The organism is Nocardia sp. NPDC020380, from assembly GCF_044386975.1.
In the GTDB taxonomy this organism is placed as follows: Bacteria; Actinomycetota; Actinomycetes; order Mycobacteriales; family Mycobacteriaceae; genus Nocardia.
Genome location: NZ_JBIRVQ010000002.1, coordinates 729,570 through 755,508, shown reverse-complemented (window position 1 = coordinate 755,508; position 25,939 = coordinate 729,570). Strand labels below are relative to the sequence as shown.

The 25,939-nt window shown below is 67.8% G+C and carries 32 protein-coding genes; 15 read left to right on the top strand and 17 right to left on the bottom strand.

From position 1 onward, the window contains the following. The first annotated feature begins 39 nt into the window (after positions 1-39). The 9 genes from ACH438_RS07390 to ACH438_RS07350 all read left to right on the top strand — a co-directional run bounded on the left by ACH438_RS07390 (position 40) and on the right by ACH438_RS07350 (position 7,040). On the top strand, positions 40-159 hold the full coding sequence (locus ACH438_RS07390) for a DUF6893 family small protein (RefSeq protein ID WP_397002246.1): 120 nt from the start codon (positions 40-42) through the stop codon (positions 157-159). A 34-nt stretch (positions 160-193) separates the two neighbouring features. After that, entirely contained in the window at positions 194-679 is a 486-nt protein-coding gene (locus ACH438_RS07385) for a hydrogenase maturation protease (protein ID WP_397002244.1), read from the top strand. A 3-nt stretch (positions 680-682) separates the two neighbouring features. Further along, complete coding sequence (locus ACH438_RS07380) at positions 683-937, top strand: HypC/HybG/HupF family hydrogenase formation chaperone (protein WP_397002242.1); 255 nt, start codon at positions 683-685, stop codon at positions 935-937. Continuing rightward, positions 934-3,312 (top strand): carbamoyltransferase HypF, encoded by a 2,379-nt coding sequence (hypF, locus tag ACH438_RS07375; protein ID WP_397002240.1) that lies wholly within the window; start codon positions 934-936, stop codon positions 3,310-3,312. The genes ACH438_RS07380 and hypF overlap by 4 nt, the downstream gene beginning before the upstream one ends. Positions 3,313-3,330: 18 nt before the next feature. Further along, the gene (locus ACH438_RS07370) at positions 3,331-3,657 is read left to right on the top strand and encodes a HypC/HybG/HupF family hydrogenase formation chaperone (RefSeq protein ID WP_397002238.1); all 327 of its coding nucleotides are present in this window, start codon (positions 3,331-3,333) and stop codon (positions 3,655-3,657) included. Beyond that, entirely contained in the window at positions 3,654-4,766 is a 1,113-nt protein-coding gene (gene hypD, locus ACH438_RS07365) for a hydrogenase formation protein HypD (protein ID WP_397002236.1), read from the top strand. The genes ACH438_RS07370 and hypD overlap by 4 nt, the downstream gene beginning before the upstream one ends. Next, complete coding sequence (gene hypE, locus ACH438_RS07360; protein ID WP_397002234.1) at positions 4,759-5,889, top strand: hydrogenase expression/formation protein HypE; 1,131 nt, start codon at positions 4,759-4,761, stop codon at positions 5,887-5,889. The genes hypD and hypE overlap by 8 nt, the downstream gene beginning before the upstream one ends. Positions 5,890-5,935: 46 nt before the next feature. Continuing rightward, entirely contained in the window at positions 5,936-6,679 is a 744-nt protein-coding gene (locus ACH438_RS07355; RefSeq protein WP_397002334.1) for a DUF6390 family protein, read from the top strand. Between the two features lie 103 nt (positions 6,680-6,782). Beyond that, positions 6,783-7,040 (top strand): hypothetical protein, encoded by a 258-nt coding sequence (locus ACH438_RS07350; protein WP_397002232.1) that lies wholly within the window; start codon positions 6,783-6,785, stop codon positions 7,038-7,040. A gap of 8 nt (positions 7,041-7,048) precedes the next feature. Here ACH438_RS07350 and ACH438_RS07345 read toward each other — a convergent pair whose 3' ends face one another. From ACH438_RS07345 to ACH438_RS07335, 3 genes are all read right to left on the bottom strand, one after another. Next, positions 7,049-7,204 carry a hypothetical protein gene (locus tag ACH438_RS07345; RefSeq protein WP_397002230.1) on the bottom strand — a complete coding sequence of 52 codons (156 nt, stop codon included), beginning with the start codon at positions 7,202-7,204 and terminating at the stop codon, positions 7,049-7,051. A gap of 3 nt (positions 7,205-7,207) precedes the next feature. Beyond that, positions 7,208-7,417 (bottom strand): CsbD family protein, encoded by a 210-nt coding sequence (locus tag ACH438_RS07340; protein WP_397002228.1) that lies wholly within the window; start codon positions 7,415-7,417, stop codon positions 7,208-7,210. A 110-nt stretch (positions 7,418-7,527) separates the two neighbouring features. Continuing rightward, entirely contained in the window at positions 7,528-8,346 is an 819-nt protein-coding gene (locus ACH438_RS07335; RefSeq protein ID WP_397002226.1) for a SigB/SigF/SigG family RNA polymerase sigma factor, read from the bottom strand. Positions 8,347-8,613: 267 nt separating this feature from the next. Here ACH438_RS07335 and ACH438_RS07330 point away from each other — a divergent pair, with 267 nt between their 5' ends. After that, on the top strand, positions 8,614-9,807 hold the full coding sequence (locus ACH438_RS07330) for a PP2C family protein-serine/threonine phosphatase (RefSeq protein ID WP_397002224.1): 1,194 nt from the start codon (positions 8,614-8,616) through the stop codon (positions 9,805-9,807). On the opposite strand, the gene ACH438_RS07325 is transcribed toward ACH438_RS07330, so the two are convergent. Beyond that, positions 9,747-10,103, bottom strand: a complete 357-nt coding sequence (locus tag ACH438_RS07325; protein WP_397002222.1) for an STAS domain-containing protein — start codon at positions 10,101-10,103, stop codon at positions 9,747-9,749. The genes ACH438_RS07330 and ACH438_RS07325 overlap by 61 nt on opposite strands. A gap of 218 nt (positions 10,104-10,321) precedes the next feature. Between ACH438_RS07325 and ACH438_RS07320 the strand changes: the two genes are divergently transcribed. Beyond that, positions 10,322-10,738, top strand: a complete 417-nt coding sequence (locus tag ACH438_RS07320) for an ATP-binding protein (protein WP_397002220.1) — start codon at positions 10,322-10,324, stop codon at positions 10,736-10,738. A 15-nt stretch (positions 10,739-10,753) separates the two neighbouring features. Here the strand turns inward: ACH438_RS07320 and ACH438_RS07315 are convergent, their stop codons facing one another. From ACH438_RS07315 to ACH438_RS07275, 9 genes are all read right to left on the bottom strand, one after another. Next, positions 10,754-11,014 (bottom strand): GlsB/YeaQ/YmgE family stress response membrane protein, encoded by a 261-nt coding sequence (locus ACH438_RS07315; RefSeq protein ID WP_397002218.1) that lies wholly within the window; start codon positions 11,012-11,014, stop codon positions 10,754-10,756. Between the two features lie 120 nt (positions 11,015-11,134). After that, a complete protein-coding gene (locus ACH438_RS07310; protein ID WP_397002216.1) occupies positions 11,135-15,043 on the bottom strand; it encodes a SpoIIE family protein phosphatase in 3,909 nt (1,302 codons plus the stop codon). Continuing rightward, complete coding sequence (locus ACH438_RS07305; RefSeq protein ID WP_397002332.1) at positions 15,024-15,380, bottom strand: STAS domain-containing protein; 357 nt, start codon at positions 15,378-15,380, stop codon at positions 15,024-15,026. Before ACH438_RS07305 ends, ACH438_RS07310 begins: the two co-directional genes overlap by 20 nt. A 35-nt stretch (positions 15,381-15,415) precedes the next feature. Next, the gene (locus tag ACH438_RS07300; protein WP_397002330.1) at positions 15,416-16,024 is read right to left on the bottom strand and encodes a PAS and ANTAR domain-containing protein; all 609 of its coding nucleotides are present in this window, start codon (positions 16,022-16,024) and stop codon (positions 15,416-15,418) included. Between the two features lie 137 nt (positions 16,025-16,161). Next, a complete protein-coding gene (locus tag ACH438_RS07295; protein ID WP_397002214.1) occupies positions 16,162-16,623 on the bottom strand; it encodes an ATP-binding protein in 462 nt (153 codons plus the stop codon). A 110-nt stretch (positions 16,624-16,733) separates the two neighbouring features. After that, positions 16,734-17,018: a hypothetical protein gene (locus ACH438_RS07290; protein ID WP_397002212.1), complete on the bottom strand. Its 285-nt coding sequence runs from the start codon at positions 17,016-17,018 to the stop codon at positions 16,734-16,736. Positions 17,019-17,091: 73 nt separating this feature from the next. Beyond that, the gene (locus ACH438_RS07285; protein ID WP_397002210.1) at positions 17,092-19,056 is read right to left on the bottom strand and encodes a potassium transporter Kup; all 1,965 of its coding nucleotides are present in this window, start codon (positions 19,054-19,056) and stop codon (positions 17,092-17,094) included. Between the two features lie 22 nt (positions 19,057-19,078). Further along, a complete protein-coding gene (locus tag ACH438_RS07280; protein ID WP_397002208.1) occupies positions 19,079-19,396 on the bottom strand; it encodes an STAS domain-containing protein in 318 nt (105 codons plus the stop codon). Between the two features lie 193 nt (positions 19,397-19,589). Next, positions 19,590-19,859, bottom strand: a complete 270-nt coding sequence (locus ACH438_RS07275) for a hypothetical protein (RefSeq protein ID WP_397002206.1) — start codon at positions 19,857-19,859, stop codon at positions 19,590-19,592. Positions 19,860-20,099: 240 nt separating this feature from the next. Between ACH438_RS07275 and ACH438_RS07270 the strand changes: the two genes are divergently transcribed. The 3 genes from ACH438_RS07270 to ACH438_RS07260 all read left to right on the top strand — a co-directional run bounded on the left by ACH438_RS07270 (position 20,100) and on the right by ACH438_RS07260 (position 22,187). Further along, entirely contained in the window at positions 20,100-20,954 is an 855-nt protein-coding gene (locus ACH438_RS07270) for an aminotransferase class V-fold PLP-dependent enzyme (RefSeq protein ID WP_397002204.1), read from the top strand. After that, entirely contained in the window at positions 20,938-21,549 is a 612-nt protein-coding gene (locus ACH438_RS07265; RefSeq protein WP_397002202.1) for a hypothetical protein, read from the top strand. The genes ACH438_RS07270 and ACH438_RS07265 overlap by 17 nt, the downstream gene beginning before the upstream one ends. A 74-nt stretch (positions 21,550-21,623) precedes the next feature. Continuing rightward, a complete protein-coding gene (locus tag ACH438_RS07260; protein WP_397002200.1) occupies positions 21,624-22,187 on the top strand; it encodes a DUF4142 domain-containing protein in 564 nt (187 codons plus the stop codon). On the opposite strand, the gene ACH438_RS07255 is transcribed toward ACH438_RS07260, so the two are convergent. Next, positions 22,148-22,357, bottom strand: a complete 210-nt coding sequence (locus ACH438_RS07255) for a hypothetical protein (protein WP_397002198.1) — start codon at positions 22,355-22,357, stop codon at positions 22,148-22,150. The genes ACH438_RS07260 and ACH438_RS07255 overlap by 40 nt on opposite strands. Positions 22,358-22,432: 75 nt before the next feature. On the opposite strand from ACH438_RS07255, the gene ACH438_RS07250 reads away from it, so the two are divergent. Next, positions 22,433-23,026, top strand: a complete 594-nt coding sequence (locus ACH438_RS07250) for an ArsR/SmtB family transcription factor (protein ID WP_397002196.1) — start codon at positions 22,433-22,435, stop codon at positions 23,024-23,026. 12 nt (positions 23,027-23,038) lie between these two features. Here ACH438_RS07250 and dgoD read toward each other — a convergent pair whose 3' ends face one another. The 3 genes from dgoD to ACH438_RS07235 are packed head-to-tail and all read right to left on the bottom strand — an operon-like array spanning position 23,039 to position 25,882. Next, entirely contained in the window at positions 23,039-24,187 is a 1,149-nt protein-coding gene (dgoD, locus tag ACH438_RS07245) for a galactonate dehydratase (protein WP_397002194.1), read from the bottom strand. A 52-nt stretch (positions 24,188-24,239) separates the two neighbouring features. After that, entirely contained in the window at positions 24,240-24,863 is a 624-nt protein-coding gene (locus ACH438_RS07240; RefSeq protein WP_397002192.1) for a 2-dehydro-3-deoxy-6-phosphogalactonate aldolase, read from the bottom strand. Between the two features lie 11 nt (positions 24,864-24,874). Further along, the gene (locus ACH438_RS07235; RefSeq protein ID WP_397002190.1) at positions 24,875-25,882 is read right to left on the bottom strand and encodes a 2-dehydro-3-deoxygalactonokinase; all 1,008 of its coding nucleotides are present in this window, start codon (positions 25,880-25,882) and stop codon (positions 24,875-24,877) included. Between the last annotated feature and the right edge of the window lie 57 nt (positions 25,883-25,939).

Below are 25,939 nucleotides of genomic sequence, written 5' to 3'. Positions count from 1 at the left end.
CGCGGGCCGGCACGGCAACCCTCTAGGAAAGGAACCAGCATGGAAGTCGTAGGAGTGATCGCGACCGTCATCGTGGCGCTGATCGTGGTGGCGCTGGCCGCCGTCGGCCTGCTCTCGATCCCGGATGTCAAGCGCTACATGAGAATTCGCCGCATGTAGCGCACTCGGCAAGACTCGGAGACGAGGTGATCCCGTGACGCGAGTGCTGATCGCCGGCATCGGCAATATCTTCCTCGGCGACGACGGCTTCGGCCCGGAGGTGGTGCGGCGCCTGCCGCCGCTCGCCGACCCCGCCGTGCGCGTCACCGATTACGGCATTCGCGGCATGCACCTCGCCTACGACCTGCTCGACGACTGGGACGCACTGGTACTCGTCGACGCGCTGCCCGACCGCGGCGCACCCGGCGAACTGCGCGTCTTCCGCGCCGAACCCGATACGACCGCCGCCGGACTCGACGCCCACGCCATGGATCCCGGTGCGGTGTTCGCGGCCGTGCGAGCACTGGGCGGCACCGTCCCGCCCACGGTGATCGTCGGCTGCCAGGTCGCCTCGATCGCCGACGGCATCGGCCTCACCGCACCCGTGGTCGCGGCGATAGAACCCGCTGTCACCGCGGTCGAATCGGTGCTGGCCGACATTCAGCACAGCCACAACCCCGGTCACCGGCAGGAGGTGTGAATCATGTGTCTCGGCATCCCCGGCCACGTGATCAGCATGGTCGAGGGCTACCACGATCAGATCGCGCTCGTCGACGTCTCCGGCGCCGAACGCACGGTGAATGTCGGCATGCTCGAAGACGATCCGGTCCATCCGGGTGACTGGGTGATCATCCACATGGGTTTCGCCGTCGAGAAGACCGACGCCGCCGGCGCGGCCACCGCGCTGCACGGACTGCGCCTGCTCGGTTCCGGCGAGCAGTCCGGAGAGCAGCCGTGAACACGCCACGGATCAGGCGGCGGATCCTGGTCCGCGGCGTGGTCCAAGGCGTCGGATTCCGGCCCTTCGTCTACACCACCGCCGCCGAACTCCACCTGTCCGGCGAAGTCTGCAACGACAGTTCCGGCGTGATCGTCGAAATCGAAGGCACACCCACCGACGCCGACGCCTTCACCGAACGACTGCGCCTACGACCCCCACCTCTGGCGGTCATCGAATCCATCGACGAGACCGGCATTCCGGTGCGCGGCGGCACCGGATTCCGCATCGGCGATACCACCCGCGGCGGCGGCCGCACCCTGGCCTCCCCCGATGTCGCGCTCTGCGCCGACTGCGCGGCCGAACTCCGCGACCCGGCCGACCGGCGCTACCGCCACCCGTTCATCAACTGCACCAACTGCGGTCCGCGATTCACCATTATCGCGGCGCTGCCCTACGACCGCCCGCAGACCTCGATGGCCGACTTCCCGATGTGCGCCGAATGCGCCCGCGAGTACGCCGATCCGGCCAACCGCCGCTTCCACGCCCAGCCCATCGCCTGCCACGCCTGCGGACCCACGCTGACTTTCACTACCACGCAGTCTGTCACCACCACGCGGTCTGTCACCACCACGCGGTCTGTCACCACCACGCCGTCCTTCACCACCACACAGCCGTTCCCCGGCCCCGACCGGCCCGATCCCGACATGCCGATCCAGAACGCGCGAGAATTGCTGCGACGCGGCGGAATTCTCGCCGTGAAAGGCATCGGCGGCTACCACCTGGCATGCGACGCCGCGAACGAGCAGGCTGTCACCGAGTTACGCCGCCGGACACGGCGCGGCGACAAGCCTTTCGCCGTCATGGTGCCCGATCTCGCCACGGCGCAATCCATTGTCGAGGTGGACGCCACCGCCGCGGCCCTGCTCACCGGCCCGGCGCGCCCCATCGTGCTGCTGCCCCGTAGAGCAGCGGCCCCCACCGCCGACGCCGTGGCTCCGCGCAATCCCGATCTCGGCGTGATGATCGCCTACACCCCACTGCACGTGCTGCTGTTCGGCCTGCCCGGCGATCCACCCGGCCCGCAGGTGCTGGTCATGACCTCGGGAAACCTTGGCGGCGAACCGATCTGCTACGCCGACGCCGATGCCGACTCGAGGCTGTCCGGCCTGGCCGATGCCGTACTCTCGCACAACCGCCGCATCCTGGTGCCGTGCGACGACTCGGTCGTCAGAGTGATCGACGGCTTCGAGATGCCGCTGCGGCGGTCACGCGGGTACGCGCCACTGCCACTCGCCTTGCCGATACCCGCGCCGCCCACTCTCGCGGTCGGTGCCGACCTGAAGAACACCTGCGCGGTGGCCGACGGCCGATATGCCTGGCTGAGCCAGCACATCGGCGATATGGACGATCTCGCGACCCTGCAGGCCTTCACCGCCACCGAGAAGCATCTGGAACAACTGACCGCGGTGCATCCGGAGCAATTGACCGCCGACGCCCACCCCCGCTACCGCTCTTCGGCCTGGGCCGCCCAGCACGCCGAAGGCCGCCCGGTACATCTCGTCCAGCATCATCACGCGCATCTCGCCGCCGTCATGGGTGAGCACGGCCTCGACGCCGACGCCACGGTCCTCGGATTCGCGTTCGACGGCACCGGTTTCGGACCGGACGGCGCCATCTGGGGTGGCGAAGTACTCGCCGCCGGATACAAGGGCTTCCACCGCCTGGCACACCTGCGCTACGTCCCGCTCGCCGGCGGCGACACCAGCGTCCGGCGGCCGTACCGAATGGCCTTGGCGCACTTGTACGCCGCGGGCATCCCCTGGTCGGAGGACCTGCCCGCCGTTCAAGCCTGCCCGCCCCAGGAGCGGGATGTGCTCGCCCATCAGCTCGAAACGGGATTCGGTTGCGTACCCACCTCCAGCATGGGCCGCTTGTTCGACGCGGTCGCCTCGCTCTGCGGGGTCCGGCACGTGGTGGATTACGAGGCGCAGGCCGCCATCGAATGGGAGGGCCTGGCCCGCGGCATCGACCCCGGCACGGCCGGTTACCGCTTCGGAATCACCGAGCCGGAGACCGATGAGCCCGCCGTCATCGACCCGGCCCCGGTACTGGCAGCGGTGATCACGGACATCCGGGCAGGCCGATCCCCAGCGGTCATCGGCGCGCGATTCCACGCGGGCGTATCGCGCTTGGTTCTCGACATCGCGCTCCACCACGGCGACCCGGCAACCCCGGTAGCCCTCTCCGGCGGCGTCTTCCAGAACGCACTACTACTCACCACCGTCGTGCACCTGCTGCGCGACAACGGTTTTCACGTCATCACCCACCACCGGGTCCCGCCCAATGACGGCGGCCTCGCATTCGGACAGTTACTCGCCACCGTGGCGAGATGAGCGGAGAGGAGAACAGCGATGTGCCTGGCAGTTCCCGGAAAGGTGCTCAGCCTGCACGAGCGCGACGGCACGCAGATGTCGATCGTCGATTTCGGCGGCGTGCACAAGGACGTGTGCCTGCAATACATTCCGGACGTGGCGGTCGGCGATTACGTCATCGTGCACGTCGGCTTCGCGCTGCAGCGCCTCGACGAACAGTCCGCCCTGCAGACCCTGGCGGAGTTCCAGCATCTCGGCGTACTCAAGGAAGAATTCGGCGATGGTTTCGCGATCGCCGCCGCGCAAGCGGGTGTGGCCAATCCGGAGACCACGCCACGGGCCGCGGAACCGGAGGTGGAATCATGAAGTACCTCGACGAATTCAGCAATCCCGAGCTGGCCAGGATCCTGCTCGACCGCATCCGCGCCACCACCACCAAACGCTGGGCGATCATGGAAGTCTGTGGCGGGCAGACACATTCGATCATCCGCCACGGCATCGACCAGCTGCTGCCCGACCAGATCGAGATGATCCACGGACCGGGCTGCCCGGTCTGCGTCACCCCGCTCGAGGTCATCGACAAGGCCCTCGAAATCGCCGCCCGGCCGAATGTCATCTTCTGCTCGTTCGGCGACATGCTGCGCGTGCCCGGCAGTTCCCAGGACCTGTTCCGCATCAAGAGCCAGGGCGGCGATGTGCGCGTGGTGTACTCACCGCTCGACGCACTCGAACTCGCCCGCGCCAACCCGGATCGCCAGGTGGTGTTCTTCGGCATCGGCTTCGAGACCACCGCACCCGCCAATGCCATGACCGTCTACCAGGCCAAACGCCTCGGCGTGCAGAACTTCTCGCTGCTCGTCTCGCACGTCCTGGTGCCGCCGGCCATCGCCGCCATCATGGAATCCCCGAAATGCCGGGTGCAGGCATTCCTGGCCGCCGGTCACGTGTGCACCGTGATGGGCACCGCCGAATACCCCCCGCTGGCCGAGAAGTACCGGGTTCCGGTGGTGGTCACCGGTTTCGAACCCCTCGACATCCTCGAGGGCATCCGCCGCACCGTGGAGCAACTCGAATCCGGCCGCCACGAGGTGGACAACGCCTACCGGCGCGCGGTCACCCCTGAAGGCAATGCCACCGCCAAGGCCATGCTGAACGACGTCTTCGAGGTCACCGATCGTGCCTGGCGCGGTATCGGCGTGATCCCCGCGAGCGGCTGGCGGCTCTCGGAGCGCTATCGCGAATTCGATGCCGAACACCGCTTCGCGGTCGCAGACCTGCATACCGCGGAGTCCTCGATCTGCCGTTCCGGCGAGGTGCTGCAGGGCCTGATCAAACCGCACGAGTGCGCGGCCTTCGGCAAGGAGTGCACGCCACGGAATCCGCTGGGCGCCACCATGGTCTCCTCCGAAGGGGCCTGTGCGGCGTACTACCTGTACCGGCGGCTGGATCTGCCCGCAGAGGTGGCTCATGCCTGACATCATCGGCACCGATTCCGGGGCAGTCGTTTTCGAGAACTGGGTATGCCCCATGCCCTTGCGGGACTCGCCGAACATCGTGATGGGTCACGGTGGCGGCGGGGCCATGTCGGGTGAACTCATCGAGCACCTGTTCCTGCCGGCCTTCGGTTCGGCCGCCGAAGCCGGGCTCGGCGATTCGGCGGTGCTCACCTTGGACGGCGCCCGGCTGGCGTTCAGTACCGACTCGTTCGTGGTGAAACCCCTGATGTTCCCGGGTGGTTCGATCGGCGACCTGGCCGTCAACGGCACGGTCAACGACATAGCCATGTCGGGCGCGCGGCCGGTGGCGCTGTCCACGGCCTTCATCCTCGAAGAGGGCACCCCGCTGGTGCGCATCGCCGAAGTCGCCTCGGCCATGGGCACGGCGGCCCTGGGTGCGGGGGTCAAACTGGTCACCGGTGATACCAAGGTGGTCGATGCCGGGCACGGGGACGGCATCTTCATCAATACCGCGGGCATCGGCATCCTCGACCCCGGCGTCGACATCCGGCCCGAGCTCGCCCGGCCCGGCGATATCGTCCTGGTCAGCGGGGAGATCGGATTGCACGGCGTCGCGGTCATGTCCTGCCGCGAGGGCCTCGAATTCGGGACCACCGTGTGCAGCGACACCGCACCGCTGCACGGTCTGGTCGCCGCCATGCTGAGCGCCGGGACCGCCGCCGGCAACGGCAACGGCAGCGCCGCCGGCAGCGACAACGCGACCTCGGGCGTGCACGTGCTGCGCGATCCGACCCGCGGCGGGGTGGCGGCGAGCCTGAACGAGATCGCCCGCGCCGCACAGGTGGGAATCGCGCTGGAAGAGAGCCGGATTCCGATTCCCGCCGGGGTGCGCGACGCGTGCGGGCTGCTCGGTCTGGATCCGCTGTACGTGGCCAACGAGGGCAAACTGGTGGCCTTCGTCGCCCCCGAGTACGCCGACCGCGTACTGGCCGCCATGCGCGCGCACCCGCTGGGCGCACACGCCGAGATGATCGGCCGCTGCGTCACCGAGCACCCGGGCATGGTCACCGCGCGCACCGCGCTCGGCGGCACCCGCGTGGTCGATCTACCGGCAGGAGAACAGCTTCCGCGCATCTGCTGAGCCGTACCCGGAGACCGGGAGGAGGACCGCGATCGACCGATCACTGATCCGCGTGGCGCGGGATGCCGCGGGCGAGCGCATGTTCGCGCGTTATGCCTACGCGCCCAATGCGCTCGGCTACTGCGGCCCACCCGACACCACCGCACTCCGGCACGGCTCCCCCGCCGAGATCCGGGCCGCCGCGCGCCGTTTCACCGGCGCCTGGCCGTATCTGCGGGTCATGTCGGCGATGACCGGCATCACCGACCCGCTCGATCCCCGCCTGGTCGAATCCTATTGGCACGGCGGCGGAATCGGCGCGACCCTCGACCCCACCGCATTCACGCGCGAGCTGCTGGCCATCCTGGGCCCGGCGGCCGGGCACTACTGGACCCATCTGAGCATCGAGATCGCCGAGGAAGCAGCGCCCAATCACTGCTTCCACGTCTTCGGCGTCTATCCCTGGAGTCACCTGCTCGGCTCCCGCGCAGCCACCACCGCCCTGCAGGTGCTGGACAGCTGCCGCATCACCGCCGCGCTGGTGACCGCCCGCGACGGCCCCGACCTCCGATTGCGCAGCCGCCCGCTGGCCTGGGACGGCGAGCGCCTCACCCTGAGCCCACCGGCGGACCGCCACTTGACGATCGGCCCCGACGATCACCCGGCAGCCGACCCACGCCCCGGCGATGTCGTTGCGCTGCACTGGGATCGGCCCGTCGCCACCCTGACCCCGGCTCAGGTCACGGACCTGACCGCGAGCACGGCCCATCAGATCGATGTCACGAACCGGCGACTGCTTCGCGACTCCTGAGCGCTCCCGCCGCTACTCCGTCGACTTCGGCTGGAGGGTTTCGCCTGGTGCGCAACGGGCATCCGGTCTGCGGGGACAGTCCGCACTGAGAAGGAGCGTCTCGATGACCGCCGACTACGCCACACCTGCCGCCCGGTCCGAACTGCCGGCCACCGTCCTCGACGGAGTCAACTGGCCCGGTCCGGCGCTGTTATTGCTCGGTGTCTCCACGCTCGCCTGGGCATTGACGGACACCGACGGTGATGTGGCCATCCGCACCGTCGTCGGTTCGGTCGTGACGCTGCTCGCGCTGATCGCGGGCTTCGTGTGGATCACCGTCGAGCACACCCGATTTCGCGCCCATGAGGACGCGAAATCGTGACGTGCTCGCTATGTTCCCGGCACCCGCCGGGCAGGCTCACGATCCACCACCGACTCGTTGTCCAGCATGACCGCTTCCCACCAGTCGTCCAGGGGGCTCGGATCGGGCCATACGACGGCAATCTCGCCGGATTCTCTGCTGCGACCGCGATTTCGATTGGTCATGATTCAGCGCAACGTCCGCGGACCGCGTGCACGCCGGGGGCGCCCTGAGCGCACCGCGTCCTTGACGCGCTCACCCACATTCCTCAGGTCGGCTTTCAGCTGCGTGCGGCGGCCGCGGTCGACCATGCGCTGATCACCGAGAACCTGCCCGGTCGCTTCCCGGACCTGGCCGCCGAACTTGTCGATCTTGTTCCTGATCTTGCCGCTCTTCATTTTTCCGTACCTCAGATCTCAATACCGCTGTGCTGCGGCAGTACCCGCTACACATCGATCGAATCGCATTGGGCCACTTCGTTGTGGCCGTTCGGCATAATGCGACCGTTTCAGGCCGCTCGGCTCTGTTCGCGCAACTCGGCGAGGGTTCGCGAAAGCAAACGGGACACGTGCATCTGCGATACGCCGATCTCGCGGGCGATTTCGGACTGGGTCTTACCATCACCGTAGCGCATGACCAGGATGCCGCGTTCCCGCTCGGGCAGGGCGGCCAGCAGTGGGCCGGCCGTCAAGGAGTCTTCGACCAGGGCGTATCCCGGGTCGTCGGTGGCCAATCGGTCCAGGCGGGAAGCGATTCGATCGGTGTCCTCCCCCATTGCCGGACCCGCTTCGAGGGAATCGGTGCTGTAGCAATTGTTCGCGATGAGCGCCTGGGTGATCTCGAGCAGGTCCAGCTCCAGATGGGCGGCCAGTTCCCGCGCGGTGGGCTGATGTCCCAGCTGCTGGAACAGCTCCGGAATGGCGAGCTGCACCTGCCGGCGCACCTCCTTGGTACGCCGGGGCACTCGCACCGCCCAGGTGCTGTCCCGGAAATATCGCCTGACCTCGCCCATAATCGTCGGCACCGCGAACGACAGAAAAGATGCGCCATTGCCGGGATCGAATCGGTCCACGGCGAGAATCACCCCGACCGAGGCGATCTGGGCCAGGTCGTCGAATTCCACGCCGCGCCCGCAGTAGCGGCGGGCGATGTGCTCGCCCAGCGGCAGGCATTTGCCGATGATTTCCTCGCGCAGCCGCGCATGTTCGCCGCCGTCGGCGGGCAGGGCGGCCAGCTGCTCCAGCCAAGGTTCGATGTTGTCGTATGAATCGCCACCGCCCGGGCCATCGAACGATGTTTCCGACCGAGCTGCGCATTCATTTGACATTGCAATTCCTCACTATAGGGTACGAGGATTCCGCTGTATTTATCGTTTACCCAGTACCGTTTACCCGGTATCGAGAAGTTCCAAACATCCATCTTTCATATCACAGGCAAATAACGAGCAGCATGACTCACCACAGACCCCGAGGTCTGCCCCCGTTTCCCGCGGTGCGGGCCCGAACATCGGCTACGATCTGACTGCCCTGTGGTCCAGAAATCGCCGTGGAGCTGGCGGTTGCGCCATTCGCAACATGCGACCACCGTGGTGCCCGTGCCTCATGCGAATGTGCTGCTGATCGAAGACGATCCGGCCGACGCACTGCTCGTCGAGGCCATGGTCGAGGACGACACCCCCGGCATCCGCCTGGCCTGGGCCCGCTCGCTGGCCGAGGCGAACGACAAACTGCGGCAACAGACTCCCGACTGCGTACTACTGGATCTGGATCTTCCCGATGCCCAGGGCCTGGACGCACTCGCCCGGGTGCGCGCCGCCACCGAGGCGGCGATCGTGGTGCTCACCGGTCTCGACGAGAAACTCATCGGCCTGGCCGCAATGGCCGCCGGCGCACAGGATTACCTCGTCAAGGGCCGGGTCGAGGCGGACCTGCTGAGCCGCGCCGTGCGCTACGCCATTCAGCGCAAGCAGGCCGAGCGCACCAGTGTGGCCTTGCACGCCAGTCAATTACACGCGCAGGAGAACGTGCGCCTGGAACGCGGACTGCTGCCCACGCCGCTGCTGAGCGCCGGCAGCGCCGTCGCCGTGGTCCCCCGCTACCGTCCCGGCCGCGCTCATGCGCTGCTCGGCGGCGATTTCTACGATGTGGTCGAGGATGCGGACGGACTCGTGCACGCCGTCATCGGCGATGTCTCCGGGCACGGACCGGATGCGGCGGCCACCGGCGTCGCCCTGCGATTGGCCTGGCGCACACTGGTTTTGACCGGCGTCACCGGGGAGCGACAGCTGCGGCTCATGGAGCGGGTCCTGCTGGCGGAACGCTCGGACCGCCACACCTTCGCCACCGCGACCACCCTGACCCTCGCGCCCACGCAGCGCACCGCCCGCATTCGGCGTGCGGGACATCCAGGCGCGCTGCTGTATTCGGCCACCGGCTGGGAGTGGTTGGAGGTATCGGGCGGTCCCGCACTGGGATTCCTGCCGGGCCGGGCGACATGGCCGGAAACCACCGTGGCGCTGTCCGCGGACGCCGCGCTCGCCCTGTTCACCGACGGCCTGTTCGAAGGCTGCGTCGACGCGCACCGCGACCGGCTCGGCGAAACCGGCCTGCTCGCCCTCGCGCGGGCGATCGAGACCACCCGTCCGGAGGCCTTCGTGGACGAATTGATCGAGCGCGTCGAGGAACTCGCCGTCCCCTCGGGCGGTCTCGACGACGATGTCGCGCTGCTCTATCTGCGCTGGAAGTCCGCCAGCGCCGCCTCGAGCGAATCGAACAACACCAGCACCTGATCGAGTCCGGTCACCTCGATCGGGCGGCGCACCTGCGGGGAGACCACCACCCGCACCCGATCCGGATCCGCCTTCTCCGAAGCCGCCAGCAGCAGGCTCAATCCCACCGAACCCATGAACTCGACCAGGGACAGATCGACGACGGGACCGGGGGCGCCATCCGGAAGGTCCTCCAGCACGGTGCGCAGGCGCGGCGCCGAGGTGATGTCGATCTCGCCCACGGCCCGCACCACGACGGCGTCACCGGAACGGCTGAGCGACACGGTCAACAGGTGCGAAACTCCGCTGTCGGTCACGGTCTCTCCCTCTCTGCCCGCACTTGTCGATGCCCCTCGGCATCATGCGTCCGCTCGGCCGGTTACCCCACCTGCACGGACCCAATCCCGATCGATCGGATCGACCGATATCGGCCCGCGTATGGGGACAAACCGAATAGCTCTGCGAGCCAAGGGTATATCCATGGAGACCCCCGGACGGGGGCGCGGGACGACAGTCGAGCGGAGAGGTGCGGACTATGCATTCGGTCCACAGCGAATCGACGGAGACCACCGCACGAATTCGGCTGTCCTACGCCGCCGAGGCGTCGGCCCTGGCACCGATCCGCCGGAGTCTGCGGAACTGGCTGTCGCACTCGGCCATCGGCCATGAGGACACCTGTGACCTGGTGCTGGCCGTCACCGAGGCGTGCACGAACTCCATCGAGCACGCCTACAGCGCCGAGGCCGGCACCCTCCAGGTCGAGGGCGAGCTGCTCGATGACCACGTGTGGATCGCGGTCACCGACGACGGCCGCTGGCGCCCGGCGGTGCAGGACGCGGAGGCGCTGCGCGGGCGCGGCATCGGGATCATCCGGACGCTGATCCCGGATTCGATCATCTCCACGAGCGCGGCCGGCACCACGGTGGAGATGCGGGTACCGCTGTGCGCCTGACCGCCGGGGCGACCGTCAGGCCCGTCGCACCCGGCCCACGACGAACAGCAGGATGACCGCACCCAGCAGGCAGGTCAGGAAGCTGAAGATCAGCCCGCCGCCCGAGACGTCGACGCCGAACAGCCGCAGCAGGAATCCGCCGATCAGGCCGCCGACGACGCCGACCACGATATTGAGAAAGATGCCCTGCTGAGCGTCGGTGCCCATGAACTTGCTGGCAATCCAGCCCGCGAGCCCGCCGATCACGATCCAGCCGATAATCCCCAGTCCGAGCACAGCTCCTCCTCAGAGTGCGCGGCGCCGCCCTGCAGCGCCCCGTATGGCTAGCTGGCAGAGCCCCAGCGTGACTCGATGGCCGAGCCCCGGTATGGCTCGCTCGCAGACTACGGTCCGGCGCTACGAAGACGTGGGAGGCATACCGGTCTGTTGTTCAACAGCCGCCCGATGCCCTGCCCCGACGCCGTCGAACCGCAGCGTCACCCGGGTGCCGTGCAGGCTGCGCATGGTATCGGCCGCATCGGCCAGGCCGTCGATCAGCACCAGCCCGCGCCCACGCGCCGGATCCCGCGGGCTCGCCGCGCCACTATCCGCCATCCCGGAGTCGGTGACGGTCGCGAGCAAGCCCGCACCGCGACCGGTCACTTCGACCGAAACGGTCTTGCGCGGATCCAGACCACTGCCGTGCTCGATCGCATTGGTCAGCGCCTCACACACGGAAAGCAGGATGTCGTATGCCCGTTGCGGTGGAATGCCGCGATCGTGCAACCATTCCCGCAGGCCGGTGCGCACTTTTGGCAACTGATCGGCGGCAGCCGGGACCGCCATGGTGAAACTGTCCCGCGTCGTGCCGGTCGGCCGCAGCGCGAGCAGGACCACGTCATCGCCGTAGCCGCCCGGCGGCCGTATCCGCTCGAGGAGTTCGCCGCACAGGACGGCGGTCGGCAGATTCGCACATTCCGCCGCCGCGGTCCGCAGCCGCTCGAAGCCGTCGTCCAATATCTCGCCCGGCCGTTCGATCAGGCCGTCGGTGTAGAACAGGAGCGTGCCGCCGACCGCCAAAGTGTGCCGCCCGCTGCGGCTTCCGGCGGAGAAACCGATGGTCGCGAGCGGTAGCCGCCGGCCGGCCTCGAGATAGACCGGCGGGCCTGCCGCGGGCATCAGCAGCGGATAAGGGTGTCCGGCGCAGCAGTATTCGACGGTCTGCGCAGCGGGATCGACCACCGCGTAGATCGCCGTCGCACAGTGCGCGCCCGGCACCGCCTCCGCGTATCGGTTCACCACATCGAGCACGGCGGCCGGATCCGTATTCGTCATGGCGGCCGAGGCGATCGCGGCGCGCAGCCGGCTCATCACGACCGCCGCCGAGAGACCGTGGCCGACAACGTCTCCGGCCGAGATGCCGATGCGGCCGGCCCGGTCCAGCGGCACCGCCAGATACCAGTCGCCGCCGACGCGCATGGCCTCTTCCGCCGGCTGGTATACGGCCGCCACCACCGCGGCGGTCGATCCGCCGTCCAGATCCAGTAGCTGTTCCTGGAATTCGAGCGCGATGCGCCGATCCCGGCGCTGCGCCCGGATCCGATGCAGAGCCGCCTGCACGAGTTCGGCCGACCTGGCCAGCGAACTCAGCTCCGCACCGGAGAACTGCCGCGGCTCGGTCCACCAGCGGGCCAGCGCACCGACCATCCGGTAATCCGAATCCCGCAGCGGATGAATCACTCCCGCGCGAGCGCCCCGCGGCATCTCCGCGCCGGCTCTGCGGCCGTCGCCGGAGGCGGTGTCGCTCACGATGATCGGCATGCCGGATCGGATCGCCTCGGCCATCGGATGATCGTCCGCCAGCGCCAGCACCTGCGGCGGAGCAGTCGCCCCGACCATCCCGTTCGCACCGAATTCGACACGTACCGAGGCTTTTCCGGTGTCGATGACCCCGATGGCGACCACATCCGCACCCGCCGACACCGGCGGCCAGGCGGCGACGGCCTCGAGAATGCCCTGCGCCGATTCGGTCGTCTGCAACGCGGTTTCCAAGTGCGCGAACGCCGTCTCCCGCAGTACATCGGTCTCACGCCGCAGCCGCCGGTCGCGTTCGCGCGCGACGGCGGCCAGGCGCGCGGCCACCCGATCCACCAGCTCCCGCGAGGCGAACGGTTTGGCCAGGTAGTCGTCGGCGCCGCCCGCGTAACCCTCACTGGCGGATTCGCTGCCGGAACGAGCCGACAACATGATCACCGGAATAGCACTCAGGCGCGGATCGGCACGCAGCGCCGCCACGAAGGCGAACCCGTCCAGGCCCGGCATCATGACATCGGTGACGATCGCATCCGGTCGCCGGGCGAGCGCGACCCCCAGCGCCGAACGCCCGTCCGCGGTGAGGATGGTGTCCCAGTGTTCCGACAGCACGCGATTCAGATACGCGCGCATATCGGCATTGTCGTCCACCACCAGCACCCGCTTGCGCTCCCCCGAATCACCGGCCGGCCCCGAATCACCCTGCGGCGCAAGCTCACCGGTCAGCTCGGCGACCGGCGGCACGACCCATTGCCCGGCCTCCACCACATAGGGGTTCTCGTCATCGTGCCGCCCGTCGAGCACCGCCGGATCCGGAACCGATGCCGATCGCGGCAGCACGATGACGACCGCCGCGCCCTCGTCGACCCGGCTCTCGACCCGGATTGTGCCGCCTTGCAATTCGACCAGTCCACGCACCAGCGCCAACCCCACGCCGGCGCCTTCGACTGTGCGGCCCCGCGTGTTGTCGCCTCGATGGAAGCGTTCGAAGATGCGGCCGAGCTCGCGTTCCCCGATGCCGATTCCGGTGTCGCGCACGCAGATCCGGCACGCCTCCGCCTCGGCCCGCACCTCGACGGTGATCGAGCCCGCGAAGGTGAACTTCACCGCGTTCGACAGCAGGTTGAAGACGATCGTCTCCCACATGGCCGGATCGATATCGGCGACCGCCGATTCGCAGTCCAGGACCAGGCGCAGCCCGGCCCGATGACACAGCTCGCTGAAGGCCGAGGCGATGTGCGCGGTGAGCGCGCCGATATCCGCGCACACCGGATCGGCATGTGCGCGACCGGCTTCCACGCGGGAGAAGTCGAGCAGTGAATCCACCAGCCGCCGCAATCGCCCCGCACTGCGCCGGGCCATGCTCAGCCGCTCCAGCAGCGCGGCGTCGGTGCCGCCAGCCGAGAGCGCATCGTCGATCGGCCCGAGCAGCAGCGTGAGCGGCGTGCGGAATTCGTGACTGACATTGGACAGGAACGCGGTCTTGGCCCGATCGAGTTCGGCGAGCTCGTCGGCCCGGCGGCGCTGCTGCTGATACGAGGCCACCGCCGAGAACGCCGAGGACAGCTGATCGGCCAGCAACTGACAGAATCCGCGGTACTGCTCATCGAGCGGGCGGCGCGGGCTGACACCGATCACCACCACCCCGGCGACCGGTTCCTCACCGACCGGCAGCACCAAGGCCGTATCCATCGGTGAATCCGCGAAAACCGCTGTCAGTCCAGGCAATACCTCCTCCAGGTCACCGACTTCCCACGCCGTCCGGGTACCCGGTGCGGCCTTGCGCGGCGTCAGTGCGCCCAGCTCGCGCGGCAGCAGCGGCAGCACCGATGCGGTGGCGCCCCGCAGCATCGGCGTCCCCGCGCCGTCCTCCACATACACCGCGACGAGCGGCAGATCCGCCGGATTCCGGGCGCACACCGTGATCGCCGCGGCCACCGCGGCATCGATGGATCGCACATCCATGATCTGCGCGGCCACCGCGTTCAGCACGCCCAGCCGGCGTTCGCCGAGCACCCGGTCCGTGGTTTCGGTTACGGCACAGAAGATTCCGTGGATCTCACCGCTGCCCTCGAAGATCGGGCTGTAGCTGAAGGTGAAGTACCGTTCCACCGGCCGGCCCGCGGTCACCAGCGCCAGCATCAGATCGTCGGACCAGGTCGCTTCACCGGTGGTCAGCACGCCCGCCAGCATCGGGCCGATCTCGCTCCAGATATCCCACCACACCTCGCTGCCGCGCCGGCCCAGCGCGGCCGGATGCTTGTCGCCGAGGATCGGGATGTAGGCGTCGTTGTAGATCTGGAAGAGATCCCGCGCGCCCAGCCACAGGACGATCGGAAAGCGTGAGGTCAGTGCGGTGGCGACGGCCGCGCAATGCTCGGCGGGCCAGCGCGACGGCGGCCCGAGCGGATGTGTGTCCCAATCGAATTCGGCGAAGCGGCGCCCCATCTCGCCGCCGACCGCGACGGCCGCGGCGAGAATCGCCGGCAGGGCCTCACGACTGTGCGGCGGCATCGTCCGGTCCCAAGGCCTCGGGCAGCGACCGATACAGCCGCAGCACCGTATCCAGGCCGGTCACCTCGAGCGGCCGCACCACCCACGGATTCGTCGCCACCAGGCGCACGCCGATACCGGCGGCCATCCCCCGCTCGTGGCACCGCAGCACCGCGTTCAAGCCGGCGCTGCCGAAATACGTCACGCCCTCCAGGTCGACGGCCACCACGGGGGCTGCCTCGCGTACCGCCGACTCCAGCGCGGCCCCCAGGTGCAGGACCAGCTCGTCCACGGTGCTCATATCCACGGCGCCACTGGCACGGACGACGATCGCGCTACCGGCGAACTCCCGCTCCACCTTCAATCGGACCACGGTATGTTGTACCACTCCTGTCAGGCCTCGGCGGAGATCCGCTCGTGGACCGTCAGCAGCAGGTGGTCGAACTGGCTGCGCGTGACCGAATCGACGAACGCCGCCGAATCCACCTCGGACATGAGCCGCCCGGCCAGCACCCGCAGCTTGATATTGGTCTCCTGTGAGCGCCACACCAGGATGCGGAAGGCCTGCTCCGCGGTGATCTGGTAGATCGCCATGAGCGCGCCCTTCGCCTGTTCGATCACCGCCCGGGCCTCGAGCAGTTCCGGCAGTGCGGCACTGAGGGTTTCCCGTCGCGTCTCGTCCAGGGTGTGGGTGATGTCGATGTAGTAGCCGGAGGTGCCGGCCACGGTCCCGTCCGCATTGAGCATCCGGTCGGCGACGACCAGCACCTTGTGTTCCCGGCCCGCGGTGTCGATGAAGCGGTGCCGGCTGGAGAAGGATCCGCCCGAGTGCAGTGCGCGGTCGAGCAGATCCTCGACGTGTGCGCGATCCTCCGGATGTTTGTGGGACAGCAGCAGTTCCGTCGTGGGTGTCACGGCGCCGGGCTCGTAGCCGTGCATCCGCGCCACCTCGTCGGACCATTCCCACCGTTGCCCGACGAACCAGAACCTGAAGGCGCCCACATCCGAGGCCGGCCCCGCGAGGCCTGCCCCTACCGGCTCACGATGCCGGGCTTCCGCCGAGGATGTCACGATAGGAGTATCCCACCGCTGGTCTGCGCGAAGTCCTCATTCGGCGCGGGCCCGGCGGCTTCACCGGTTCACAGCGCGGCGTCGGCGTTGCGGCTCCGGCTGAAGTCCACCACCACGGGATATCCGCGCAGCTCGGTATCGAAGGGGCTGTAGACGGTCCGCAGCGAATCGGTCAGGGTCTCGAGCAGGTGCCGGCCGAAACTGTTCTCCTGCAGCGCCTCGTCGGTCTGTACGACGGTGGTCACCCGTACCTCCACCTGCCGCAGGTCGTAGCGGAAATCGCAGTCGATTTCGCGGCCGGGGGCGGCCGACAGGATCAGGGCCGTCGCCACCTCGTCCAGCGCCACCCGCACGTCGGTCACCACGTCGAGGGTGAAATCTGCTGTCAGCAGGACCGTTTCGGCGACCGCGCGCAACATGGGCAACTGTTCCAGTTCGGCCGGTATGCGCAGTCCGATCCCGCCCGTACAGAGTTGCGACTCCACATCCGAACCCTCGACGAACATCTCGGTCTCCCTGCCATGCAGCACCTCCACACCCAGGACCCGGCCGTTTCCGGCTCTTCCAACCCCTGGCATTTCAACCATGCTCCCACCGCCTTCGGCGCCGATCACGTTTTCCATCCGATCCCCTCGACGACTTACCCCACTCGTCCCGGCCGAATCAGCCACCCGCCACCGGCGAGTCCGACGCCCGCGACCAGCGCACCCACCAGCCCCAGCGCCCACCGGCCGTCCACGATCGCCAGTATCACCACGGCGACGGCGAGCACGCCGAAGCACAACAGCGTGACGGCCACCCAATCCCGCCGGCCGGGCAGCTGCCACCCGGCGGTGGTCAGCGCCCGGGACCGTACTCGTGTGGAGCGCGAGAAGTCCGCCGCGTCGTCGAGCGGGGGAATCTCCGACGCGCCCTCGATGGTCATTGTCATTACCTCAGATCCGGCCCGAGCGATGTACCCATTGCCACTTGCCAGCGGTATACCCAGAATCGGACTTCTACACCTGAATCTGCGATCCCATGATGATGGTTCGATCCCTGGGCAGGCCGAAATACGAGGCGGCATCGGCGGTGAGATAGGACGCGGCGATGAAAAGCTGTTTGCGCCAAGACATCATCGTCGGTTCCGGGCCGCGGCGCAGTTCGATGGTGGAGAGGAAATACGAGGCCCGATCGAGATCCAGCGGCCCATCGGTGGCATCGGGATCCACCATTGCCAGCGCCTTCGGGATATTCGGCGTCTCCATATAGCCGTAGCGCGCGGTGACATGGGTGACGCCGTCCTCGGCGGGGCCCAGATGCTCGACCGAGAGGCGCTCTCCGTCTGGGATGCGGGGCACGGGCTCGACCTCGACCGACATGATCACGATGTGCTCGTGGCGCACATGATTGCGTTCCACATTGGCGCGCAAAGCGAGTGGCGCGGTGTCCTTGCCGCGATTGAGGAAAACCGCGGTGCCGGGCACTGATACGGTGGGCGGGGTGCCGGTGGCGATTTCGTCGATGAACTGATGCAGCGGGCCTTCCCGGCGGATCCGCTCGGCGGTGACGATCTGGCGGCCGCGCTGCCAGGTGGTCATGACGGCGAATACAGTCAGGCCGATCAGCAGCGGCAGCCAGGCGCCGTGCACGAGCTTGGTGATATTCGCGGCCACGAACAGCAGATCCACCCCGAGCAGCGGAATCGCGCCCAGTGCGATCAGCCAGCGCGGAATGTTCCAGCGCCGCTGCGCGACATAGAAGAACAGCAGGGTGGTGATGGTGATGGTCCCGGTCACCGCCATACCGAAGGCGAAGGCCAGGGCGGCCGAGCTGCGGAAGGCGAAAACCAGCGTGAGCACCGAGACCATCAGCAGCCAGTTGATCCACGGGACGTAGATCTGCCCGATCGCTGACTCCGAGGTGTGCGCGATCCGCAATCGCGGCAGATACCCCAGTTGAGCCGCCTGCGACGCAACCGAATACGCGCCGGTGATCACCGCTTGCGAGGCGATCACGGTGGCCGCGGTGGCCAGCAGCACCAGTGGCACGCGTGCCCAGTCCGGTGCGAGCAGGAAGAAGGGGCTACTGGCATGCGCGGGATCTTCGAGAATCAGTGCGCCTTGCCCGAAGTAGCTGAGCACGCAGGCCGGAAACACCAGCACCAGCCATGCGCGGGTGATCGACCGCCGGCCGAAATGCCCCATATCGGCGTACAGCGCCTCGGCGCCGGTGACCGCCAGCACGATCGCCGCCAGTGCGAAGAAGGCCGTGCCGAAATGGCCTGCCAGAAAACCGAGCGCATAGGTCGGTGAGAGTGCCTCGAGAATCCGCGGATGCTTTGCTATGCCCGCGATTCCGCAGGCGCCGATGGTGGTGAACCACACGATCATGACGGGACCGAACATCCGGCCCACCGCCGCGGTGCCGCGCCGCTGCACCAGGAACAGCGCGATGATGATCACCGCGGTGATGGGGACGACGAGATCCTTCAGCGAGGGCTGAATGACCTTGACGCCCTCCACCGCCGACAGCACCGAGATGGCCGGGGTGATCATGCTGTCGCCGAAGAACAGTGAGGCCCCGAAGATTCCGAGCGCCGCCAGGATGGCCGCGGTGCGCCGCCCGCCCGCCGAACTCCAGCGGCGCACCAGCGTGATCAGGGCCATGATGCCGCCCTCGCCGTCATTGTCGGCGCGCATGGCCAGCAGGACGTAGGTGACGGTCACGATGATCATGACCGACCAGAACACCAGGGAGACAACGCCGTACACATTCTCGGAGGTGACCCGCACCGGATGCGGGTCGCCGGGATCGAACACGGTCTGCAAGGTGTAGATCGGGCTGGTGCCGATATCGCCGAACACCACGCCCAAGGCCCCGACGGCGAGTCCCCAGCGCACGGTGTCGTGCACACTGGACTCCCCGCCCCGGTCGACGACGAACGCGGGACCGCCGCCGACCGTCCCCTTCACCTCTGACATACCGCTCCTCAGCCGGTCCGAATCACTGGGCCGGGATTTCGGACAGCGCTCGGATACCGGCCAATTCGAGCACACGCTCGATCTCGGGGCGACCGGCGAGCACGGTGATCTCGATCCTGCCGCGCACCGCGGTGTCCACGCTCTCGGCCAGGGCCCAGGCATTGCGCAGGCTGAGGAAGCGCGCCCGGCGCAGATCGACGACGACGGACGGACCGGCGGCCAGCGCGAACGCGAGTGCGGTGCGGAAGGCCCGCAACGACCCGAAATCGAGCTCGCCTTCCGCCTGGACGACCACACAATCGTGCCCCACCTGATTGTGCGCAATGGAAATCGCTGACATGGCAAACCTCCCGAAGGGGGTGTCCGGTGCGGTCGGCAGAACGGAATCGGGAGCGCCAGAACGCCTGCCCGAACCGTGGAGAACGGCGTACCGGACCTAGGGCGGCTGGAGTCTCAACCTGACCTCAGTCTGCCACGCACTCGGTGCAACGACCAGTCCGGCCAGGTGGGCGCCGGATCCGCGGGCAGCGCGGCTACGGCTCCGCGGAAAGTCCCAGGGCGGCCGCGAATCGCGAATACTCCTCGTCCGGCACGCACAGTTCCCACCCGGCCGTGCGCGGCGCGGCGGCGGGCCAGCAGGCCGCGGGCACCACCACGCCGGGTTCGCGTCGCCGCAGGTAGGCGGACCCGATGCTGGGCAGGTATTCCAGCGCGGCATCCCAATCGATTCCCCGGTCGATTCCCGGGATTTCGGCATCACTCTCGGTGGCCACCACCACGGTGCAAGGCTTTCGAAGACTCATCCCGTTCAATCCGGACACCCCCGGGCTGCCGCAGGTACGAAACAGATGCCATGTGCAACATTCAGTCTATTGCGACACCCACAGCGCCACAGCTGTTTTCGACGAACCGCAGCAAGCCGGAGAAATCCTGGCACCGGCGGCGTGGACCGACTATTGTGGATAAATGGCATCGTTCTACGTCGTTGTGACCCAACGACTTTGCGTGCCGGGTACGATCACGGGCCGGATCGGGTCGATGCGATGAGCGGCGGATCCGTGGACCAGCGCGCGGCGGCATTCTCGGAGTTCCTGGACCACTGGCACGGGTACACCGATACCGCCGAACTGGATGTACTGCGCGCCACGGAGTTCCAGCGCCTGGATGCCACCGGGCAGGTCTATCTCGACTACACCGGCGGCGGGTTGTACGCCGAATCGCAGCTGAACGACCATCTGCGGCTGTTGCGCGACAATACTTTCGGCAATCCGCATTCCGAGAGCCCCGCCTCGCGGGCCGCCACCGAACTCACCGAGCGAGCACGCGCGGCGGTGCTGGATTTCTTCCACGCCGCGCCCGAGGAATACCGGGTGATCTTCACCCCGAATGCGACCGGGGCGCTCAAACTGGTCGGCGAGTCCTATCCGTTCACCCCGGACGGGCGATTCACGCTGACCTACGACAATCACAACTCGGTCAACGGTATTCGCGAGTACGCCCGCGCCGCCGGCACCGCGGCCGCGTATGTGCCGGTCACCACGCCCGAGCTGCGCGTGGACGAGGCCGAACTGCACGCGGCGTGGGCCGCGCCGGCGACCGGACCGAAACTGTTCGCCTATCCGGCCCAATCGAATTTCTCGGGCGTGCAGCATCCGCTGGAGTGGATCACGCAGGCTCAGGCGCGAGGCTGGGACGTTTTGCTCGACGCCGCGGCGTTCGTGCCCACCAACCGGCTCGATCTGGATCGATGGCGGCCGGATTTCGTGGCGGTGTCGTTCTACAAGATGTTCGGCTACCCCACCGGGATCGGCTGCCTGCTGGCCCGGCACACCGCGCTGGCGAAGCTGCGCCGGCCTTGGCGCCGGTGGCAGCATCTGGGCGGTGTCGGTGGAGAGTGAGCGGGTCTTCCGGCCCGACGGTGCGGAGGCCTTCGAGGACGGCACGATCGGCTATCTGGGCCTGCCCGCCATCGAGCTGGGCCTGCGGCAATTGCGGCGCACCGGAATGCCGCTCATCCATACCCGCGTGCGGTGCCTGACCGAATGGCTGCTCACCCGCCTCACCACCCTGCGACATAGCAATGGAAGCCCTCTGACCAGGCTCTACGGGCCCGCGGACGGATACCGCCGCGGCGGCACGATCTCGCTGAACTTCCTCGATCCCGAAGGCTGTGTGATCGATGAGCGCCGGGTCGAGCACCGCGCCCGGACCTGGCGGATCTCGCTGCGCACGGGCTGCTTCTGCAATCCGGGGGCGGGACAGGTCGCGCTCGGGATCGACAAGGCGACGATCACCGCGAATTTCGACCGCACGCAACGACCCGATTACGACCGTTTCCTGCACGATATGGGCATGACAACCGGTGGCGCCGTGCGGGTTTCGCTGGGCCTGGCCACCACTTTCGACGATGTGTACCGCTTTCTCGATTTCGCGGAAACGTTCCGCGACAACGCTTCCGACGTCTCGGGGCTGCCGCCGCGCCGGCACTGCTGACGCGCATAATGGATGGGCCGGTAGCCACCCCGGCTGCCTGCGCAGAGCTCGAGAGAGTGGGTACGAAAGTGACCATGAAATTCTCCTCGGCCACAGCGACCATCGGGGCGTCATTCATCGTGATCGCTGCCCTCGCCGGATGCAGTTCGAACAGTAATTCCGCAAGTTCCACCACCACATCCGCGGCCGTACCGGCGGCCGACAGCACCTCGCCCTCGGCGAAATGGCTGATTGCCGTCCACGAAGACGATCTGGCCGAACAACAGGCCGGCGCCCTCGCGCAGAAATCCGGTTCCACCCAGCCGGTCCGCGACACCGGGGCCATGCTGGTCTCCGACCACGCGCTCATCGATGCCGGCATCACCATGCTGGCCCAGCAGCACAATGTCCCCCTCCCCAGCCAACTCAACGACACCCTGACCGCCGAAATGACCAAGCTCGACGGCTTGCAGGGCGCCGCCTTCGACAAGGAATTCGTCACCTTCTTCATCGCCGGACACCAAGGCGCGGTGAAGGCCACCCAGGGCGAAATCGCCACTGCCGGCCAGCCCGCCGATGTCATCGGCTACGCCAAGGTCGTCCTCCCGGTCATCCAGCGTCACCTCGCGGATCTGGAGATGGACAACACCGCCCACTGACTACAGATCAGCGCGAGCAACAGTTCGCCGGTGCCGGAGCACGCGGCTTCCACGGAGTCCGGCCCGATGGCGGCGAGGGTCAGGTCGTAGCAGCCGCTGAGCAGCGCGCCCGATCCGATCACCACGGGCAGCCACGAAATCCGGTGTATGACGGTTCGTTTCGGTCGCATGCGAACCAACGTACGATTGCCTACAGATTTCTGCAAACATTTCTTTGCAGAGATACCTCTGCTAATGTGGGGCACATGTCGAAACGCGCCGTCGAGCCCCAGACCAGCGTCGAACGCACAGCGCTGTACCGGACGCTGGCCCATCCCCTGCGGGGCCGCATCCTGCAGCATCTGGGCGCGAACGCCGAAGCGAACTCGACGACCCTGGCCGGCCTGCTCGGCGAGAGCACCGGCACGACCAGCTACCACCTGCGCAAACTCGCCGAGTCCAAACTCATCGAGGAGATCCCGGAGAAGTCACAGGGCCGCGAAAGGTGGTGGCGGGCAATACCGTTCAGCCACACCATGCCGGATCCGGCCACCATGGAACCCGATGAATACGCCGCGGCGAAACAACTCGCGGAACTGAAGATCAACGCCGACATCGACCGCTACGTCCGCGCCAATCAGGAGTGGACCGGCCCCGACGGCTGGGCGCAGGTACAGCGCCACGGCACCTACATGACCCATGAAGAGCTGCTCGCCTTCATCGACGAGTACATGGAACTACTGGAAAAGTACGGCCACCCCCTGCGCACCGATGCCCCGAAAGGCGCCCGCCCCATGGCAATCCGCCTCTTCGCCGTGCCCGACGAGCAGGATGGGAAAGACCACCAAGACGAGCGCTGAGCATCACCGCGATCACCACTCCGCGAACGAGCCGTCGGTATGCCGCCAGATCGGGTTGCGCCAGCGATGGCCCTCGGCGGCGCGCTCGGCCAGGTATTCCTCGTTGATCTCGATGCCGAGTCCGGGGCCGGACGGAATCTCGACCTGGCCGTCGGCGTAGGTGAACACGCTCGGATCGACGAGGTAGTCGAGCAGGTCGTTGCTGGTGTTGTAGTGGATGCCGAGGCTCTGTTCCTGAATGGTGGCGTTGTAGCAGCCGGCGTCGATCTGCAGGCAGGTGGCGAGGGCGATCGGCCCGAGCGGGCAGTGCAGGGCGAGGCCGATGTCGTAGGCCTCGGCCAGGTGCGCGATCTTGCGGGTTTCGGTGATGCCGCCCGCGTGCGAGGGGTCGGGCTGGATGATGTCGACCGCGCCCGAGGTGATGATGTCCTTGAAATCCCAGCGCGAGAACAGCCTTTCGCCGAGCGCGATGGGAATCGGGCTGTGGCGCAGCACATCCAGGCAGCCGTCCACGTGTTCGGAGAGCACCGGCTCCTCGACGAACATCAGCCGGTACGGTTCCAGCTCGCGCAGCAGCACTTTCGCCATCGGCTTGTGCACGCGCCCGTGGAAGTCCACGCCGATCCCGATATCCGGCCCGACCGCCGCGCGCACCGCCGCGACGTTCGCCACGCAGCGGTCGATCTTGTCGAAGGAATCCAGGTACTGCAGTTCGTCGGTGCCGTTCATCTTCACGGCCGTGAACCCGCGATCGACCACCTCGCGGGCCGCCTTCGCGGTATCGGAGGGCCGGTCGCCGCCGATCCAGGAGTACACCTTCATGCGGTCGCGCACGCGGCCGCCGAGCAGTTCGTGCACGGGCACGCCGAAGCTCTTGCCCTTGATGTCCCACAGCGCCTGATCGATTCCGGCCAGGGCGCTCATGTGGATGCCGCCGCCACGATAGAAGCCGCCGCGGTAGAGCACCGTCCACAAGTCCTCGATCCGCCTGGGATCCTGCCCGATCAGGTAGTCGGACAGTTCCTCCACGGCCGCCGCGACAGTGGCGGCGCGGCCCTCGAGCACCGGTTCGCCCCACCCGACCGGGCCGGTGTCGGTCTCGATCCGCAGGAACAGCCAGCGCGGCGGGACGGAAAAGGTCTTGACGGACGTAATCTTCATTGGTTCCTCCTGTACGGCTGGCCGCGACGGCGTCCGGCGATGAATGGGACGGTCAGGCCGTGGCGGATGACCATGCGGCGCAGAGCTTCCGGGCCCGTGCGCGGACGATGTCGGCGCCGTCGCCGGGGCGGTACACGCTGGTGCCGAGCCCGGCCCCGCCGGCGCCCGCGGCGGCCCAGGCGCCGATATTGTCCTCATCGATGCCCCCGACCGGCAGCAGTTCGACCTCGGCCGGTAGCACCGCGCGCAGGGCCCGCATGCCAGTGATCCCCAGCAGGTGGGACGGGAACAGCTTGAGACTACGAGCACCGGCGCGAACGGCGGTGAAGGCCTCGGTCGGTGTCGCCACACCGGGGTACGGGCGCAGGCCGAGTTCGATCGCCGCGGTGATGACCTCGACGTGGGTATCGGGCGACACGATGATGCGCGCGCCCGCGGTATGAGCGCGGGCGACATCGTCGACGTTCAGGACCGTGCCCGCCCCGACGACGCAGACCTCGCCGACAGCGGCGGCCAGTCGTTCGATGGAGAGGAAAGGCTGCGGTGAGTTCAGCGGCACCTCGACGGCAGCGAAACCCTCCTCCGCCAGTGCGGTTCCGATCGCGGCGACTTCGTCGGGCGTGATGCCGCGCAGGACGGCCACCAGTCCGGAGGAGGTGGTCGCGGTGTGGGTCATGGCGTGCTCCTTCATGATTGTTGCCCTGCTGCTTGCGCCGATCCGACCAGACCGGCGGTGCAGGCAATGGCCCAGAGTCCTTGTGCGGCAACGTCTTCGCCGATGATCTCGGCGGCAATGTCGCGATACTCGAGGGCGGTCGCATAGCGGCGGCACAGATCGGCACTGCCGCACAGGGTGATTCGTCCCGGCTCGCGATAGTGCGGCAGTAGCCGGCACACTTCGTCCCCGATGATCACGCCGGACACATAGTCCGGCAGCGCGGACGAGGCGAGGGCGCCCGCGAGGACAAGTGCCCGCGCGCCGAAGAGTTCCGCCGCGAGTCCGCGTGCCGCCGGGTTCGCGCTCGCGGCCAGCCCGCGGGCGAACGCCGCGTCATCGCGTACCGGCGTGGTCGCGGTATGTCCGAGGATGCCGTGTTCGGTGACGAGTGCGTAGAGCTCGCCGGACATGGCCGTGGTGAAGCCGGTGACCTCGCGGTCGTGGATGCGCAGCCATTTGCTGTGTGTCCCGGGCAGCACCAGGGTTTGCGCGGCATCGGGATCGGGCAGCTGCGCGAGGATGCCGATGGCCTGGGTCTCCTCGCCGCGCAGCACATCGCCGGGGATCATGCGGGCGGGGTCGGGAGCGACTCGCAGTCCGGGTACCAAGTGCAGCAAGCCTTCTCGGTGGCTCACCGGGGTGAGGTCGTCGGCGCCGAAGGTCAATGGGCATGGCACGGTGCGATATTCGGCTTCCTGCCAGCCGCGCGCGCTGCCCACCATGCCGCAGGCGATCGCGGGCAGGCCCGGGTGCGCGCGCAGCCAGTCGCCGACCAGTGTCAGGAAGGCGGCTTCGTGGCCGCGGGCCCGGGCGGCGGGATCGGTGAGGTCGATACCGGCGGAGGTGCTGAGCAGTCCGGCACCGGACCGGCGGGCGTCGAGAATGCGGCCGCCGGCGCCGAGCAGCCAGGCCCGCTGCGCGGACGTACCCCAGTCCAGCGCTATGAGGCACGGTTCCGGGGCCGGGTGCTGAGTCACGCCACCACTATCTTCGGGGTATCCCAAAATTACCAACGTGTTCCCTATATCTGGGAC